Source organism: Qipengyuania sp. (assembly GCF_048550555.1).
GTDB lineage: Bacteria > Pseudomonadota > Alphaproteobacteria > Sphingomonadales > Sphingomonadaceae > Qipengyuania.
Map to the genome: position 1 here is coordinate 1 of NZ_JBLYYF010000028.1, position 16,716 is coordinate 16,716.

A 16,716-nucleotide genomic window follows, 5' to 3' on the forward strand; every position below is an offset into this window, starting at 1 on the left:
CGCTTCCGCGCATCAATGACGACGTCAACGAGGAATGGATCTCGGACAAGGCGCGCTACCAGGTCGATGGCCTGTCGAAGCGCCGCCTCGACAAGGTCTTCATGCGCACGAGGGGTGGCCTCAAGCCCGCCAGCTGGGACGAGGCCTTCAAGGCCATTGCCAGGGCCAAGCCGGGCAAGGACATTGCCGCCATCGCCGGCGACATGGTCGATTGCGAAACGATGTTCGCCGCCAAGGCGCTGCTCAAGGCCTGCGGCTCGACCCTGATCGAAGGCCGCCAGACCGGCATGGACTACGACGTATCGAACCTCGCGGCGGTCAATTTCAATTCCACCTTCGCCGGGATCGAGACCGCCGATGCGATCCTCATCGTCGGTAGCCACATCCGCTGGGAAGCCCCGCTGGTGAACGTCCGCCTGCGCAAGGCGGTGAAGCGCGGTGCCAAGGTGTTCGTGATCGGCGCCTTCTGGGACACCACCTATCCGGCGCATTTCCTCGGCGACGACCTGGCGGTCCTCGGCGACCTGCCTGAGGAAGTGGCCGAAGCCTTCGCCCAGGCCGGGCGTCCCGCAATTATCATGGGCGGCGCGGCGCTGGCCAGGGGCGCGCTCGGTGCGGGTCTTGCCTTCGCCGAGCAGTTCAAGCTCGTGCGTGATGGCTGGAACGGCTTCAACGTCCTCCACTTCAGCGCCGCGCGCATGGGTGGTCTGATGCTCGGCTATGCGCAGAAAGGCGGCATGAAGGACATCGTCGCGGCCAAGCCCAAGGTTGTCATCAGCCTCGGCGCCGACGAGATGGATTTCGAACCCTTCGCCGATGCGCTCAAGGTCTATATCGGCCATCACGGCGACAAGGGCGCGCATGCGGCCGACATCATCCTGCCGGGTGCGAGCTATGCCGAGAAGGACGGGACCTACGTCAACACCGAAGGCCGCGTGCAGTTCGCCGAGAAGGCGGTCTTCGCGCCGGGCGATGCGCGCGAGGATTGGACCATCCTGCGCGCGCTGGCCGATGCGCTGGGCGTTTCGGTCGGCTTCGACAGCTTCGCGCAGCTCCAGGCGGCGATGATCGCCGAGGTGCCCGCGCTGGGCGAGGAAGGCCTGGCCGATTACGGCGCGCTGCCCAAGGCCGGCGCCAAGGCGAAGGCCGAAGGCACGATTTCCGAATATCCGATCAAGGACTTCTACCTCACCAACCCGATCGCCCGCGCAAGCGCGGTGATGCAGCGCTGTTCGGCGGAACTGCTCCACGGCGGCGAACTGGCGGAGGCGGCGGAATAATGGCCGTACCGATCATTCCCCTGACGCTGGTGGGTGCCGGCGGCTATGCCGTGTGGCGCGGCTTCCGCACCGATCGCAAGCACAAGTCGAACGCCGCCAATGGCTGGCGCAATGAAGCCTTCTCGGCGCGTGAAGAGACCGCGAAGGACAGGAAGGCGAAATGACCGAATTCTTCCAATCGCTCGGCATGACCTACGAGTGGGCGTGGGGCGTCGCGACGATCGCGGGCATCCTGCTCATCGCGCTGCCGCTGATGCTGGCGGTGGCGATGATCATCTACGCCGACCGCAAGATCTGGGCCGCGATGGCGCTGCGCAAGGGCCCCAACGTGGTGGGGCCCTGGGGCCTGCTGCAGAGCTTTGCCGACGGCCTGAAGGTGTTCCTGCAGGAAACCATCATCCCGACGGCGGCGAACAAGGGCATCTTCCTGATCGCGCCGATCATCACCTTCACGGTCGCACTCATGGCCTGGGCGGTAATCCCCTTCGGCCCCGTCGCCGTGCTGTCGGACATCAACATCGGCTTGCTCTACATCCTCGCGATCAGCTCGCTCGGCGTCTACGGCGTGGTGATGAGCGGGTGGGCGTCGAACTCGAAATACCCGTTTTTCTCGGCCATGCGCGCCGCCGCGCAGATGATCTCCTATGAGGTCTCGATCGGCTTCATCCTGGTCTGCGTGATCCTGTGGGCGGGCACGACCAACATGAATGCGATCATCCTCGCGCAGAAGGGGCACATCTTCGGGGTGATCAACGGCTTCGTGTTCAACCCGCTGCTGTTCCCGCTGTGGGTCATGTTCCTGATCTCGGCGCTGGCCGAAACCGCGCGCGCACCTTTCGACCTCACCGAAGCGGAATCAGAGCTCGTCGCCGGCTACCAGACCGAATATTCCTCGATGAGCTTTGCGCTGTTCTGGCTCGGCGAATACGCCAACGTGCTGCTGATGTGCGCGCTCAACGCGATCCTGTTCTGGGGTGGCTGGCTGCCGCCGCTCGACATCCCGATCCTCTACACCTTCCTGTTCGGACCGGGCCTGACCGCGTTCTTCTGGCTGGTGATGAAGATCCTGTTCTTCTTCTTCATCTTCAGCTGGGTGAAGGCCACCGTCCCGCGCTATCGCTATGACCAGTTGATGCGCCTGGGGTGGAAGGTGTTCCTCCCGCTCAGCCTGTTCTTCGTCGTACTCATTTCCGGCTATCTCATGGCCACGGGGCATTTCGCATGAGCACCGTCGCGCATCTCATCAAGTCGTTCACCCTGTGGGAGTTCGTGAAGGCGCATGCCCTCACGCTGAAGTATTTCTTCAAGCCCAAGGTGACGATCAACTATCCGTTCGAGAAGAACCCGATCAGCCCGCGTTTCCGCGGCGAACACGCGCTGCGTCGCTATCCCAACGGGGAAGAGCGCTGCATCGCCTGCAAGCTGTGCGAGGCGATATGCCCGGCGCAGGCGATCACGATCGAGGCCGAACCGCGCGAGGACGGCAGCCGCCGCACCACGCGCTACGACATCGACATGACCAAGTGCATCTATTGCGGCTTCTGCCAGGAAGCCTGCCCGGTGGATGCCATCGTCGAGGGGCCGAACTTCGAATACGCGACCGAAACGCGCGAGGAACTGCTCTACGACAAGGCCAAGCTGCTGGCGAACGGGGACAAGTGGGAGCGGGCGATCGCCGCGAACCTTGAAGCCGATGCGCCGTATCGATAGGGGCCCGCGCCAAGGGATATGACATCGTGATCCAGACGCTCGCCTTCTACCTCTTCGCCGCGCTCGTCATCGCCAGCGCCGTCATGGTCATCATGGCGCGCAACCCGGTGCATTCGGTGCTGTGGCTGATCCTCGCCTTCTTCAACGCCGCGGGCCTGATGGTCCTCACCGGCGCCGAATTCATCGCCGCACTGCTGGTGATCGTCTATGTCGGCGCGGTCGCGGTGCTGTTCCTCTTCGTCGTGATGATGCTCGACATCGATTTCTCGGAGATGCGCGCGGGTTTCGTGAAGAACTTCCCGCTCGGCATCCTGATCGCGCTCGTGCTCGCGGCCGAGCTGATCTTCGGCATCGGCGCCTACCAGGCGGGTCGCCTCGACCTCGGCGTTGCGAGCGGGGCTGCAGCGCCGATCCTCGATGCCTCGAACACCGCCAGCCTCGGCGCGGTGCTCTATCGCGACTATCTGTTCCTGTTCGAGGCGGCAGGCGTAATCCTGCTCGTCGCCATGGTCGGCGCGATCGTGCTGACCCACCGGCAGCGCCCCGATGGCGCGCGCGGCCAGCAGAACATTTCCAAGCAGGTCCGCCGCAAGCCGGACGAGGCCACCGTCATGAAGCAGCCCGGCGTGGGCGAGGGGGTCGAGCTGTGATCGGCATCGAACACTATATCGTCGTGAGCGCGATCCTCTTCGTGCTCGGCGTGCTCGGCATCTTCCTCAACCGGAAGAACATCATCGTCATCCTGATGGCAATCGAGCTCATCCTGCTGAGCGTGAACATCAACCTCGTCGCCTTCAGCTCGTTCCTCGGCGACATGGTCGGCCAGGTCTTCGCCATGTTCGTGCTGACCGTGGCTGCGGGCGAGGCCGCCGTCGGGCTCGCCATTCTCGTCATCTATTTCCGTGGCCGCGGCACGATCGCGGTCGACGACGTCGACCGGCTGAAGGGATAAGCTCCGGTGCATCCGATCCTCCTTATCGTCTTCCTGCCGCTGCTCGCGGCAATCGTCGCCGGCCTGACCAACAAGGCCGCGCCGAGCGTCTTCGCCAAGTCGATCACGACCGGCGCGCTGTTCATCAGCGCCGCGCTGAGCTGGCCCATCTTCCTCGGCTTCGTGGGCGGGACCTACGAGCCGACCGTGGTTCCGGTGCTGACCTGGCTCCATTCGGGCACGCTAAGTTTCGACTGGGCGCTGCGCGTCGACACGCTGACCGCGGTGATGCTGGTGGTGATCACCACCGTCTCGGCACTCGTCCACCTCTATAGCTGGGGCTATATGGAGGAAGACCCGGACCAGCAGCGGTTCTTCGCTTACCTCTCGCTGTTCACCTTCGCCATGCTGATGCTGGTGACCGCCGACAACCTCGTCCAGATGTTCTTCGGATGGGAAGGGGTCGGCCTCGCCTCCTACCTGCTGATCGGCTTCTGGTTCAGGAAGCCGAGCGCCAATGCCGCCGCGATCAAGGCCTTCGTGGTCAACCGCGTCGGCGACCTCGGCTTCATGATGGGCATCTTCGGCACCTACCTCGTTTTCGATACGGTCTCGATCAACGAGATCCTCGCTGCCGCCCCCGGCATGAGCGGCGCGACGATCGGCTTCCTCGGCTACAGCGTCCATACGATGGACCTGCTGTGCATCCTCCTGTTCATCGGCGCGATGGGCAAGTCGGCGCAGCTCGGCCTGCACACCTGGCTGCCCGACGCGATGGAAGGCCCGACCCCGGTTTCCGCGCTGATCCACGCCGCCACCATGGTGACCGCGGGTGTGTTCATGGTCTGCCGCCTGTCGCCCATGTTCGAGACCGCGCCCATCGCGCTATCCATGGTCACCTTTGTCGGCGCCGCCACCTGTATCTTCGCCGCGACCGTCGGCACGACGCAGTGGGACATCAAGCGGGTCATCGCCTATTCGACCTGTTCGCAGCTCGGCTACATGTTCTTCGCCGCCGGCGTTGGCGCCTATGGCGCGGCGATGTTCCACCTGTTTACGCACGCCTTCTTCAAGGCGCTGCTGTTCCTCGGTGCGGGCTCGGTGATCCACGCGATGCACCACGAACAGGACATGCGCTACTACGGTAACCTGCGGAAGCACATCCCGCTGACCTTCTGGGCGATGATGGCCGGCACGCTCGCGATCACCGGCGTCGGCGTGGTCATGCTGCATGCGGGCTTTGCCGGCTTCCATTCGAAGGACGCGATCATCGAGGTCGCCTTCGCGCGCGGCACCGAGCTCGGCAAGTTCGCCTTCTGGATGGGCACGCTCGCCGCGCTGCTGACCAGCTTCTACAGCTGGCGCCTGATGTTCCTCACCTTCTGGGGCAAGCCCCGCTGGGCCGAGAGCGAGCATATCCAGCATGCCGTGCATCATGGCCATGCCGAACCCGAGCACCACAATCCGCCCTCGCAGGAAGATGCGGGTCACGATGCGCATCATGCAGTTCCCTCGGAAGACTATGAAGCGGGTACGGCGGGTTACCATCCGCATGAAAGCCCGCTCACCATGCTGATCCCGCTGGGGGTGCTCAGTCTCGGCGCGGTGTTCGCCGGTTTCTTCTTCAACCACCAGTTCCTCGACAGCGAGGCATTCTGGGGCGGATCGATCTACTACAACGAAGCGCTGATCCATGCGATGCACGGCGTTCCCGGACCGGTGAAATATGCCGCGACGATCGTCATGGTGCTCGGCCTGCTCGTCGCCTGGTATGCCTATATCAAGGATACCAGCGTCCCGGCCAAGGCCGCCGAACAGCTCGGGCCGGTCTATCGCTTCCTCTACAACAAGTGGTATTTCGACGAACTCTACCACTATCTCTTCGTGGTCCCGGCCTTCTGGCTCGGCCGCCAGTTCTGGAAACTGGGCGATATCGGCACGATCGACCGTTTCGGCCCCAACGGCGTCGCCTGGGTTGTCGAGAAGGGCTCGGTCGGCGCCCGCAAGTTCCAGACCGGATATCTCTATAGCTATGCGCTGGTGATGCTCCTCGGGCTCGTTGCAGCGATCACCTGGGTGCTGTTCTGATGGAGTTCCCCATCCTTTCGCTGATGCTCGCCGTCCCGCTCGTCGGGGCCATCGCCTGCCTGTTCCTCGGAGCGCAGAGCGCGCGCATGACCGCGCTGATCGCCACGCTGGCGAACCTCGCGCTCGGCATCGTGCTGTGGCTCAACTACGATATCGGCGGCGCGCAGTGGCAGTTCGTCGAGCGGGCGGAAATCTTCGCGGGCTTCAGCTACGCCCTCGGCATCGATGGCATCGCGCTGATGCTGATCATGCTCAGCGTCTTCCTGATGCCGATCTGCATCCTCGCCAGCTGGGATGCGATCGAGAAGCGCGTCGGGGAATACATGAGCGCCTTCCTGCTGATGGAAGTGCTGATGATCGGCGTGTTCGCCGCGCAGGACATGTTCCTGTTCTACATCTTCTTTGAAGCCGGCCTCATCCCGATGTATCTGATCATCGGCGTGTGGGGCGGCGACAACCGCATCTACGCCTCGTATAAATTCTTCCTCTACACGCTGCTCGGCTCGGTGCTGATGCTGATCGCGATGATGTGGATGGTGAACGAGGCCGGGACCACCGACATCCCGACGCTGCTCAATTACGACTTCCCGCCGGCTGCGCAGACCTGGTTGTGGCTCGCCTTCTTCGCCAGCTTCGCGGTGAAGATGCCGATGTGGCCCGTGCACACCTGGCTGCCCGACGCACACGTCCAGGCGCCGACTGCGGGCTCGGTGATCCTCGCCGGCGTCCTGCTCAAGCTCGGCGGCTACGGCTTCATCCGCTTCAGCCTGCCGATGTTCCCCGAAGCGAGCGAGCAGTTTGCCTGGCTGGTCTTCATCCTGTCGATGGTTGCGGTGGTCTACACCTCGCTGGTCGCGCTGGTGCAGCACGACATGAAGAAGCTGATCGCCTATTCCTCGGTCGCGCACATGGCGATCGTCACGGTCGGCCTGTTCGCCTTCAACGCGCAGGGCATCGAGGGTGCGATGATGGTCATGCTCGGCCACGGCCTCGTCTCGGGCGCGCTGTTCCTCTGCGTCGGCGTGATCTACGACCGGCTGCACACGCGCGAGATCGCACGTTACGGCGGGCTTGCCATCAACATGCCCAAATATGCGCTGTTCTTCATGCTCTTCACCATGGCCTCGGTCGGCCTGCCGGGAACGAGCAACTTCGTCGGCGAATTCCTCGCGCTGGCCGGAATCTACCAGGTCTCGACCTTCGTGACGCTGGTCTGCACCACGGGCATCATCCTCGGCGCGGCCTACATGCTCTATCTCTACCGCCGCGTGGCCTTCGGCGAGCAGAAGAACGCCGACGCCGCGGCCATGCCCGACCTCAACGCCCGCGAATGGGCCATGCTCGCCCCGATCGCAGCCGCCGTGCTGTGGATGGGCGTCTATCCGGAAAGCTTCCTTGCCCCCATGCGTCAGGACATTGCCGCACTCGAGGCACGCATCGCGCGCGCCGCTCCCGACTTCGATGCCGACAATGTGATCGGTACCCCGCGCGAGCATAATGCGAACTATGTCGCCGCCGCGCATGGCGAAGAGCACGGCGCGGAGGGAGCGCACTGATGTCCTACGCAACCTCGCTCTACCTTACCGGGGCCGAAGTCGGCCTGTCGCTGACCGGTCTCGTGCTGCTGCTGGTCGCCGCCTGGGGCGGAACCAGGTCCGCGCGCCTGGTGACGATCCTCAGCGTCGCCGGGCTGATCGGCGCCGCGATTTTCAGCGTCGGCCTGTTCGACCGTGCCGGCAGCGAACTCGCCGGCCGCGCTTTCGGCGACCTCTATCGCGCCGATGCCTTCGGCAGCTTCGCCAAGGTGCTGATCTATCTCGCCGCTTCGGCGGTGCTGGTGGTGACCCCGCGCTTCTTCGCGCAGTCGGGCAGCTATCGCGCCGAATATCCGGTGCTGATGGTGTTCAACGCGGTCGGCATGGGCATGATGGTCTCGGCGACCGACCTGATGACGCTCTATATCGGTCTCGAGATGTCGAGCCTGTCGAGCTACGTCCTCGCCAGCTTCCTCAAGCAGGACGACCGCTCGAGCGAGGCGGGCCTCAAGTATTTCGTGCTCGGCGCGCTCGCTTCGGGGATCATCCTCTACGGCATCAGCCTGGTCTACGGCTTCACCGGCTCGACCAATTACGAAGGCATCCGCGCCGCCTTCGCCACCAATTTCTCCACCGGAGCGCTGTTCGGCGTGGTGTTCGTCCTTGCAGGCCTCGCCTTCAAGGTCAGCGCGGTGCCGTTCCACATGTGGACCCCCGACGTCTACGAGGGCGCGCCGACGCCGGTCACCGCCTTCTTCGCCAGCGCGCCCAAGGTCGCCGCGATGGGCATGCTGCTGCGCATGGCGATGGATCCCTTCGCGGGCGAAGTCGATGCCTGGCGCCAGATCGTGATCTTCGCCGCGCTCGCCTCGATCGTGGTCGGCGCGCTGGGAGCCATCGGACAGCAGAACCTCAAGCGCCTGCTCGCCTATTCCTCGATCAACAATGTCGGCTTCATCCTCATCGGGCTCGCCGCGGCGACGCCGGCGGGAATTGCCGGAGCGCTGACCTATCTTGCGATCTATGTCGCGATGGTCGTCGGCAGCTTCACCGCGCTGCTGATGCTGCGCGATCCGGCAGGCAACAATCTCGAGACCTTCGCCGACATTTCGGGCCTCTCGACCCGGCGTCCGGCGCTGGCATGGTCGCTGCTCGCGCTCATGTTCAGCCTCGCGGGCATTCCGCCGCTGTTCGGCTTCTGGGGCAAGTTCGTGGTCTTCCAGGCCGCGGTGCAGGCCGATCTCGTCGCATTGGCGGCGATCGGTATCGCGGCGAGCGTCATCGGTGCCTTCTACTACCTCAAGTTCATCAAGGTGATGTTCTTCGACGAGCCGCTGCGCGAGGTCGAAGCGAGCAGCCCGGTGAGCCACTGGGCGGTGCTGGCGATCTGCGTGGCGGTGATCTCGCCGCTGGGCTACCTGCTGACCATCCCGCTGGGTGAATGGACCGCGCAGGCGGCCGCCTCCTTCGTCGCGGCGATGTGATCCGCTTCGTCACCGAAACCGGTTCGACCAATTCCGATCTCGCCGCGTGCTTGCGTGCGGGCGAGTCCGTGCCCGAGGGCGAATGGCTGGTCGCCGACCGCCAGGTCGCGGGTCGCGGGCGGCAGGGCCGCGCCTGGTTCGACGGCAGCGGCAATTTCATGGGCTCGACCGTGGTCCATTGCGCGCCGCGCGATCCGTCGCCAGCGACGCTGGCGCTGGTGGCGGGAGTCGCCGCCTACGAGGCAGTTTCCGCTATCCTTGCCGATCCGAGCCGCCTGCGGCTCAAATGGCCCAACGATTTGATGCTCGGCGAAGCCAAGCTCGCGGGCATCCTGCTCGAGCGCGAAGGCAATGCGATCGTGGTCGGCATGGGGATCAATCTCGTCGCCGCGCCCGACCTGCCCGATCGCAGGACCGTCGCGCTGACCGCACTGGGCCCCGCGCCCGATCGCGACCTCTTCGCGAGCGCGCTGGCCACCGCCTTCGACCGCGAGCTCGAACGCTGGCGGACCTACGGCCTCGAACCGCTCGTACGCCGCTGGGAGAGCGTGGCGCATCCGCAGGGGACGCCGCTGACGGTCCGGCCGCCGGGCGAGGAGCAGATCGCGGGCAGCTTTGCCGGGCTGACCGGCGAGGGCGCGCTCTCGCTGCGCTTGGCGGACGGCTCGACCCGTGCCATCCACGCGGGTGACGTGATGCTCGTGAACGAGGAGAGCTGAGCCATGCTGCTCGCCGCCGATGTCGGAAATACCAATGTCGTCTTCGCCCTGATCGAGGGGCGCGAGATCAAGGCGCGCTGGCGCATCGCCTCCGACCCGCGCCGCACGGGCGACGAATATGCGGTGTGGCTGCTCCAGCTCGCCGAGTTCCAGGGCTTCGACAGCGGCGATATCGACCAGGTCATCATAGGCTCGGTGGTCCCGCGCGCGATCCACAACCTCACTGTCCTGTCGGAGAAATATCTCGGCATCACCCCGCTGATCGCGGGGCAGGGGGCAGGTCAGTGGGGAATCGAGCTCGACATCGAACAGCCCAGTTCGCTCGGCGCCGATCGGGCGCTCAACACGATAGCCGCGCATGCAAAATACGAAGGCGACCTTATCGTGATCGATTTCGGCACCGCGACGACCTTCGACGTGGTCGATTTCACGGGCGCCTATAAGGGCGGGATCATCGCACCGGGAATCAATCTGTCGCTCGATGCGCTGGTCGGCAACACCGCCAAGCTGCCGCGCATCGCGATCGAGCGGCCCGAGAGCAACAGCGTGATCGGCCGCAACACCGAGGACCAGATGCTGATCGGCGTGTTCTGGGGCTATGTCGCGCTGATCGAAGGTCTGATCGCGCGGATGAAGGCCGAAATCGGCCGCCCGGCCAAGGTGGTCGCGACCGGCGGTCTCGCGATCCTCTTCGACGAGCATACCGAGCTGTTCGACGCGGTCGATTCCGACCTCACGCTCGAAGGCCTCGCGATCGTGGCGGAGCGCGCGCGATGAAGAAGGACTTCACCCCCGAAGACGAACTGCTCTTCCTCGCGCTCGGCGGATCGGGCGAAATCGGCATGAACGTCAATCTCTACGGCTGCCAGGGCCGGTGGCTGATGGTCGACCTCGGCATGACCTTCTCGGGCGACCAGTATCCCGGTGTCGACCTGGTCTTCGCCGATCTCGAATTCATCGAGGACCGTGCGGACAAGCTCGATGCGATCGTGCTCACGCACGCGCATGAAGACCACATCGGCGCAGTGCCCTACTTCGCCGCCGATCTCGGCGTGCCGATCTATGCCACGCCGTTCACGGCCGATCTGGTGCGCCGCAAGCTCGAGGAAGCGGGATTGCTCGACCAGGTCGAGGTCCATGTGATCGCCGACGATCACGGTAGTTTCGCCGTCGGCCCGTTCGAAGTCACCTATCTCCCGCTCGCGCATTCGATTGCCGAGGGCAATGCGCTGCTGATCGAGACGCCGCATGGCCGCATCTTCCACACGGGCGATTGGAAGCTCGACGAGGATCCGATCATCGGCGAGCCGACCACCGAGGATGAGCTGGTCGAGATCGGCGACGGGGGCGTGCTCGCGCTGGTCTGCGACAGCACCAATGTCTTCAATCCCGCGGCTAGCGGATCCGAAGGCGCGGTGCACAAGGGCCTGCTCGAAGAGGTCCAGCGGCATGCCGGAAAGCGCGTGCTGGTCACCACTTTCGCCAGCAATGTCGCGCGACTGCAGACGCTCGGTGACGTCGCGCGCGAGACCGGGCGGCAGGTCTGCGTCGCCGGGCGCTCGCTCGACCGGATCATCGAGGTGGCGCAGGACAATGGCTATCTCGAGGACTTTCCCGAGCCGGTGGATTTCGACACGGCGATGGGCCTGCCGCGCGGCGAACTGCTGATCCTCGCGACCGGCGGGCAGGGCGAGCCCCGCGCCGCGCTCTCGCGAATCTCCGAGGAAAACCATCCGCTCGAACTCGTGCGCGGCGATGTGGTGCTGTTCTCCAGCCGCCAGATCCCCGGCAACGAGATCGCTATCGGCGCGGTCCAGAACCGGCTTGCCGCGCGCGGCATCACCATGGTCACCGACCGGCAGAGCATGATTCATGTCTCGGGCCATCCGGGACGTCCAGAGCTCGAAGCGCTCTATGGCTGGCTGCGCCCCGACATCCTGCTGCCAGTTCATGGCGAGATGCGGCACATGCAGGAACAGGCACGGCTCGGCCAGGCCTGCGGCATCCCCGATCAGGTGGTTCAGCAGAACGGCGATCTGGTGCGGCTCGCGCCCGGGGCTCCCGGCAAGGTGGCAGAAGTGCGCGCCGGACGGCTCGTGCTCGATGGCGACATCATCGTCCCCGCCGATGGCGAAGCGATCGCCATGCGGCGGCGGATCATGCGCGAAGGCGTCGTGATCGTCGCGCTCGACGGCGATCTCAACCCGCGGCTCGACAGCCTCGGCCTCCCTCTGGACGAGGATTACGAGGACTTCGTCGCCGAAGCGACCAAGGACATCCGCGATGCCATCGGCAAGCTGCGCGGCGCGGATCGGCGCAACGAGAGCAGTGTCCACGAAGCGGCACGTCTCGCCGCGCGGAGGGCGGCGCAGCGCTGGTCGGGCAAGCGCCCGCAGGTGCGCGTGATCGTACCGAACCTCTAGGAGACGCAGCGATGCAGTGGACCAGCGTCCTCGCGATCTATTTCCTGTTCTTCGTCTTCAGCGCCTTCCTGCTGTTGCCGTTCGGCGTGCGCACGCATGACGAGGCGGGGCTGGAGAAGATCCCCGGTCAGGCCGACAGCGCGCCGGTCGAATTCCGCCCCGGCAGGCTGCTGCTGCGCGCGGCCGCGCTCGCCGCAGTCGTGACGGCGCTGTTCGTCCTGAACTATATCTACGGGTGGATCGAGGTCGAGGACCTCATCTTCTGGGGCCCCGACGCCAATTGATCATTGCCGCAGGCGTTCGAGCGCCTGGGCCAGCACGACATAGAGCTTGCCCATGTCGCTGCTGAGCAGCGTCACGCTGACGGCATGGCCGTCGCGCGTCGACAGCATGGTGCGCAGCATCGCCTCGAAATCGTGGATGTAGCGGCTGACGTGCTCGCGGAAGTCGTGATCGGCATCGTAGAGTTCGGCGATCTCGCGTGCTTCGGTGTTGTCGACCAGGCGCACCGCACGGCGAGTGAAGATGCCGCGATCGCCCCGCAGATAGCTCGCCCAGGCGGTGTCGGTCACTTCGGTCGAGATCGCCTTGGCGATGTCGATGGCGTTCGAATTGAGGCTCTCGGTGATCAGCGCGACGCGGCGCGAGAAGTCGTTGTCGACCTCCTCAGTGGCGCGTTCGCGGGCATGGGCGATCCGGTTCTCGAGATTGCCGGTGAGTTCGTTGACCTTGGCCAGCTGGTCGCGCAGCTGGCGGGTCACCTCGCGCCCGGCCTCGGCCGAGCGCCCGGTTGCCTTGTCGAGTGTCGTGATCGCCTCGGCGGTGTGCACGCGCAGGGCGCGGTCGATGGCAGCCGCGCTCTGTTCGCCGACCCGCTCGGCGATCCGCGCGATGCGCTCGGCCTGCTCGTCCTCGATCGCGGCCAATGCCTTGCGGGCGCTCTCTTCGAGAGCGGCGATGGCGTCGCGCAATTCGCCCTGCGCTTTGTCCGACAGGGCGGCGCTTTCCTCGCCCAGCGCGGCGAGGCTCGCGCGCAGGCCGTCGATGCCGTCGGCATGGTCCGCACTCGTTTGGCCGAAGCGCGACTGGAAGGCCTCCACACCGTCGATCGCTTCGCGACTCCGGCTCTCGGCGGCCTCCATGCTTGCGGTGAGCGCCTCGCCCGCCGCCCGGGCCTGATCGAGGAGGGCTTTGACCTCTTCGGCGCGGTGTTCGATGCCGGCAAGGCGCACCTCGCTGGCTTCCATCGCCTCGGGCAGATCCTGGCGGCTGTGCTTGGCGCTGGCCTGGATCAGTTCGAGCAGCCGTACGCTGGCGTCGGTCAGCGATGCCACCGCCGAATCGGTCCCGTCGAGCGCCTCGCGGCTCTCGGCGAGCTTGGCGGTGAGTGCGGAAATTGCATTCGAAAGATTCGTCCTCGCGCTGCGTCCCTGTTCGGAGATGGTCTGGAAGATCGCTCCGAGCGCCTCGATGCGCTCGCCGAGCTCCTCGCCCTCGGCGGCCATGATCGAGAGTTGCTCGGCCTGGGCCGCGCGGCGCTCGGCGATCGCTTCGTCGAGCGCGGCCAGGCGCTCGGAGAGGCGCGTTTCGGCCTCCTCCTCGGCCTGGGCAAAGGCGCTCTGGCGACGCTCGGTCTCCGCTGCGAAGGCGCGGTTCCGCTCGGCAACCCGGGCATCGACCGTCTCGGCCTCGGCCGCGAGCGCGGCCAGCTTGGCGTTGGCAGCGGCGAGTGCGGCCTCGTCGATCCGCTCGACTTCGGCCACCGCGTCGCGCAGCCGCTTCTGCAGCGCCTCGATCTGGCTCCGCCAGGCGGTGAGCGCATGGGCCTCGGCGTCGCGGATGGTTGCGCCGGCCTGTGCCGCTTCGTCGCGCAGGGCCGCGAGCCGATCGCTCAGGCTGCCGATCGCCGCGTCGCGCTCCACCTCCGCGGCGGCATCGGTTTCGGCTAGCTCGCTCCGCAGGGTCTCGAAGCGCGAGCGGATGGCGGCGAGCGCGTCCACTTCGCGGCTATCGAGCTCGCCGCGGAAACTCTCGCTTCGCTCGCGCAGTTCGGCAAAGCGTTGGTCGGTGATCCTTCCCAGCTGATCGGCCTGTTCGGTGAAGGCCTCGAGTGCAGCATCGACACGCTCGCGCAGCGAAGTCACCTGGCGCTCGCTCGCCGCGCCGAATTCGTTGAGCCGCTCGAACCCTTCGACGAGTTCGTCGAGCTGCGCCTGCGCCGTGCGGCCGGCGCCACCGATCTGGTTGGAGACATCCTTCGCGGAGTTCGCGATAACCGGCAGGTTGTCGCGCAATTTATCCATGTTTTCAAGCGCTGTAGCGCTGACACTAGCAATCGATTCGACCCGCTCGCCATTTTCCCCGACCAAGGCCTGCAGGCGATCGGCATGCTCGGACAGGCGCTCCGTCGCGGTGCGGCCGAGATAGTCGAGTTCGCGGCTCTGGCTAGAGAGGAACTCCCGCGCCAGGCTCAGCTCGCGGTTGACCCGAGCCAATCGCGTTTCGAGCTCCGCAGAATGGAGCGAAAGACTGTGCGCAACGTCCGAAAACCGCCGCGCCTCGCGGGTCGAATGGCGCATGGCGAGCAACCAGAGCGAGACTACCAGCAGCACCGGGATAGCCCATTGGGTGACCAGGTCGATCGCTTCGCCAGCGGTGGGGGGGGCCAGGATCTTGGCCTGCCGCGCCCAGAGGAAGAAGCCCGTCCAGCCCGCGACCACCACGAAGGCAAGCGCGGGAAGGACCCATCCGTAATCGCGCGGGAGCTCCGGCTCCTCGACCCATTCTCCCTCGAACACGTCCTCTTCCATGTTCGAGCTTTCTTCGACAACCTCTTCGGAAACCAATGCTTCCGAAGGGCTTTCATCGGCCGACTGTTCGACGGCCTGGATCAGCGAGCGCTTTCTCATCGCTGTCGAAACTATCACCAAAGGTGGCAGGCTTAAACCACCATTAACCGATTGGGTGCAGGCTGTGGCGATGGCGTATCACTCCATTGCATTCGATGCCGCCCTGGCGAGCGCAGCCGGCGACGATCTCGCTCTCAGGAACGAGTTGCGCGCCGGTTTCGTCGACAGCACGGCGCGCCAGCTCGACCTGCTGCGCAGGGCGCGCTGCGATGCGAACTGGGAAGTCGCGGCCGAGCGCCTTCATGCCATCGCCGCGAGTTTCCATGCGGTCGAACTGATGGGGCTGGCCGACGAGGCGCGCTCGGGAGCGCCCGGCGATCCGAGTGTCATCCGCCGGATCGACGCCTTTATCGGCGCTCTCGGCTGAGGGAAACCGGCACAGCCCCCTTGGCGAGCGGGGCAGGGCATCCCTAGAAGCAGACTTCGACCACCCGCTCGCAATCCGGAGTAAAGCGTGCGCATCGCCCTGCTGTCCGTGCTCCACCGGCCCGCCGATCCGCGCGCGGTTCCCGCGCCGTACCGCAAGCTGGCAGGCGCGCGGCTCGTGGATCGTCAGCTCGATATCGCGCTGGCGGCAGGCTGCGAAACGGTCGCCTGTCTTGCCGGGACCGTGGGGCGCGAGGTGATCGCGCTGCAGCACCGCGCTGAAGCCGCAGGGGCGCGGTTCATCGCCTTGCGCGATCCGCACAAACTGTCGGGGATCGTCGCCGCCCAGGACGAATTGCTGGTCATCGAGGCTGGGGTCCTGCCCGAGGAAGAGGCGGTCCTGCGTCACCTGGCGAAACCCGGTGTTCTCGTGTTTCCCGAAGACCCGGCGATCGCAAGGGGCTACGAGCGGATCGATGCGCATTTCGCCTGGGCGGGAGCCTTGCTGGTGCGCGGGAGTGCGGTCGAACAGCTGGCGCATCTGCCGGGTGACGTGGATGCGCCCTCCGCGCTCCTGCGCATCGCCCTGCAGTCGGGTACGCGGACTTACCCGCTCGAGACGCGGCTGCTCGACGAGCATGGCTGGCTGCGCGATCCCTCTCCCGAGGAACTGGCGACGCGCGAGCGCAGCTGGGTAGCCGGGCATGCCGATGTCGCGCCCTTCACCGCACCCGGATTGGCGATTGCCGAGCGCCTCGGCGTGCGGCTCGCGCAGGATACGATGGGCGGCAATCTCCCGCGTATTCTCGCGTTGAGCTCGGCGATCGCGGGCCTGCTCGCCTTGTCCTCCGCCATCGCCGGATGGATGGTCCCGGGGTTCGGTTTCGCCGTGTTGGCGGCGTTGTTCTTCGCGATGGAAGAAGTGGTTCGGAGGGTCGCCCATGCCGGCCAGTTGCGCCCGCAGGTTCCACTCCTCGTCCGCGCCCTGACCGTCCTGCTCGATCCCCTGCTCGTCATTCTGATCGCCCGCGCATCGCCCGAAGATTCCGAATGGCTGAGACTGTTCGTGCCGGCGGTCCTGTTCGGTCTGCTGCATCTGGGCGAGCGGATTGCCGCGCGACGCTGGCGGCGCAGCTATGGCGACCGGGTGCTGCTCACCGTCCTGCTGGTCCCCGCGGCCGTACTCGGTATCATGCAGCCCGTGGCCGGGGTGCTGGCGCTGGGGGTGCTGCTGTCGCTGTTCCTGGCTTCCGGGCCGCAGACATAACGCG

16 protein-coding genes are annotated in these 16,716 nt (G+C 65.7%); 15 read left to right on the top strand and 1 reads right to left on the bottom strand.

The window, feature by feature from the left end:
- The 13 genes from ACN4E0_RS06790 to ACN4E0_RS06850 form a co-directional block, all read left to right on the top strand.
- On the top strand, window positions 1-1,280 hold a 1,280-nt coding region (locus tag ACN4E0_RS06790; protein WP_419566758.1), incomplete at its 5' end, for a molybdopterin-dependent oxidoreductase.
- Window positions 1,280-1,444, top strand: coding sequence for a hypothetical protein (locus ACN4E0_RS06795; RefSeq protein WP_419566759.1), 165 nt, complete (start codon window positions 1,280-1,282; stop codon window positions 1,442-1,444). The genes ACN4E0_RS06790 and ACN4E0_RS06795, both read left to right, overlap by 1 nt.
- Window positions 1,441-2,505, top strand: a complete 1,065-nt coding sequence (nuoH, locus tag ACN4E0_RS06800) for an NADH-quinone oxidoreductase subunit NuoH (RefSeq protein WP_419566760.1) — start codon at window positions 1,441-1,443, stop codon at window positions 2,503-2,505. The genes ACN4E0_RS06795 and nuoH overlap by 4 nt, the downstream gene beginning before the upstream one ends.
- Window positions 2,502-2,990 carry an NADH-quinone oxidoreductase subunit NuoI gene (gene nuoI, locus ACN4E0_RS06805; protein ID WP_419566761.1) on the top strand — a complete coding sequence of 163 codons (489 nt, stop codon included), beginning with the start codon at window positions 2,502-2,504 and terminating at the stop codon, window positions 2,988-2,990. The genes nuoH and nuoI overlap by 4 nt, the downstream gene beginning before the upstream one ends.
- A gap of 26 nt (window positions 2,991-3,016) precedes the next feature.
- Complete coding sequence (locus ACN4E0_RS06810; protein ID WP_419566762.1) at window positions 3,017-3,640, top strand: NADH-quinone oxidoreductase subunit J; 624 nt, start codon at window positions 3,017-3,019, stop codon at window positions 3,638-3,640.
- A complete protein-coding gene (gene nuoK / locus ACN4E0_RS06815; protein ID WP_221603997.1) occupies window positions 3,637-3,942 on the top strand; it encodes an NADH-quinone oxidoreductase subunit NuoK in 306 nt (101 codons plus the stop codon). Before ACN4E0_RS06810 ends, nuoK begins: the two co-directional genes overlap by 4 nt.
- Before the next feature lie 6 nt (window positions 3,943-3,948).
- Window positions 3,949-6,009 (top strand): NADH-quinone oxidoreductase subunit L, encoded by a 2,061-nt coding sequence (nuoL, locus tag ACN4E0_RS06820; RefSeq protein WP_419566763.1) that lies wholly within the window; start codon window positions 3,949-3,951, stop codon window positions 6,007-6,009.
- Window positions 6,009-7,565 carry an NADH-quinone oxidoreductase subunit M gene (locus ACN4E0_RS06825; RefSeq protein WP_419566764.1) on the top strand — a complete coding sequence of 519 codons (1,557 nt, stop codon included), beginning with the start codon at window positions 6,009-6,011 and terminating at the stop codon, window positions 7,563-7,565. Before nuoL ends, ACN4E0_RS06825 begins: the two co-directional genes overlap by 1 nt.
- A complete protein-coding gene (gene nuoN / locus ACN4E0_RS06830) occupies window positions 7,565-9,028 on the top strand; it encodes an NADH-quinone oxidoreductase subunit NuoN (protein WP_419566765.1) in 1,464 nt (487 codons plus the stop codon). Before ACN4E0_RS06825 ends, nuoN begins: the two co-directional genes overlap by 1 nt.
- Entirely contained in the window at window positions 9,025-9,747 is a 723-nt protein-coding gene (locus ACN4E0_RS06835; protein WP_419566831.1) for a biotin--[acetyl-CoA-carboxylase] ligase, read from the top strand. Before nuoN ends, ACN4E0_RS06835 begins: the two co-directional genes overlap by 4 nt.
- 3 nt (window positions 9,748-9,750) lie before the next feature.
- Window positions 9,751-10,524: a type III pantothenate kinase gene (locus ACN4E0_RS06840; protein WP_419566766.1), complete on the top strand. Its 774-nt coding sequence runs from the start codon at window positions 9,751-9,753 to the stop codon at window positions 10,522-10,524.
- On the top strand, window positions 10,521-12,170 hold the full coding sequence (locus ACN4E0_RS06845; protein ID WP_419566767.1) for a ribonuclease J: 1,650 nt from the start codon (window positions 10,521-10,523) through the stop codon (window positions 12,168-12,170). The genes ACN4E0_RS06840 and ACN4E0_RS06845 overlap by 4 nt, the downstream gene beginning before the upstream one ends.
- 11 nt (window positions 12,171-12,181) lie before the next feature.
- Complete coding sequence (locus tag ACN4E0_RS06850; protein WP_419566768.1) at window positions 12,182-12,454, top strand: DUF1467 family protein; 273 nt, start codon at window positions 12,182-12,184, stop codon at window positions 12,452-12,454.
- Here ACN4E0_RS06850 and ACN4E0_RS06855 read toward each other — a convergent pair whose 3' ends face one another.
- A complete protein-coding gene (locus ACN4E0_RS06855) occupies window positions 12,455-15,079 on the bottom strand; it encodes an ATPase (RefSeq protein WP_419566769.1) in 2,625 nt (874 codons plus the stop codon). It lies immediately after the preceding gene.
- Between the two features lie 70 nt (window positions 15,080-15,149).
- Here ACN4E0_RS06855 and ACN4E0_RS06860 point away from each other — a divergent pair, with 70 nt between their 5' ends.
- Both ACN4E0_RS06860 and ACN4E0_RS06865 read left to right on the top strand, forming a co-directional pair.
- A complete protein-coding gene (locus tag ACN4E0_RS06860; RefSeq protein ID WP_419566770.1) occupies window positions 15,150-15,446 on the top strand; it encodes an Hpt domain-containing protein in 297 nt (98 codons plus the stop codon).
- A gap of 87 nt (window positions 15,447-15,533) precedes the next feature.
- Window positions 15,534-16,712 (top strand): hypothetical protein, encoded by a 1,179-nt coding sequence (locus tag ACN4E0_RS06865; protein ID WP_419566771.1) that lies wholly within the window; start codon window positions 15,534-15,536, stop codon window positions 16,710-16,712.
- Window positions 16,713-16,716: the final 4 nt, after the last annotated feature.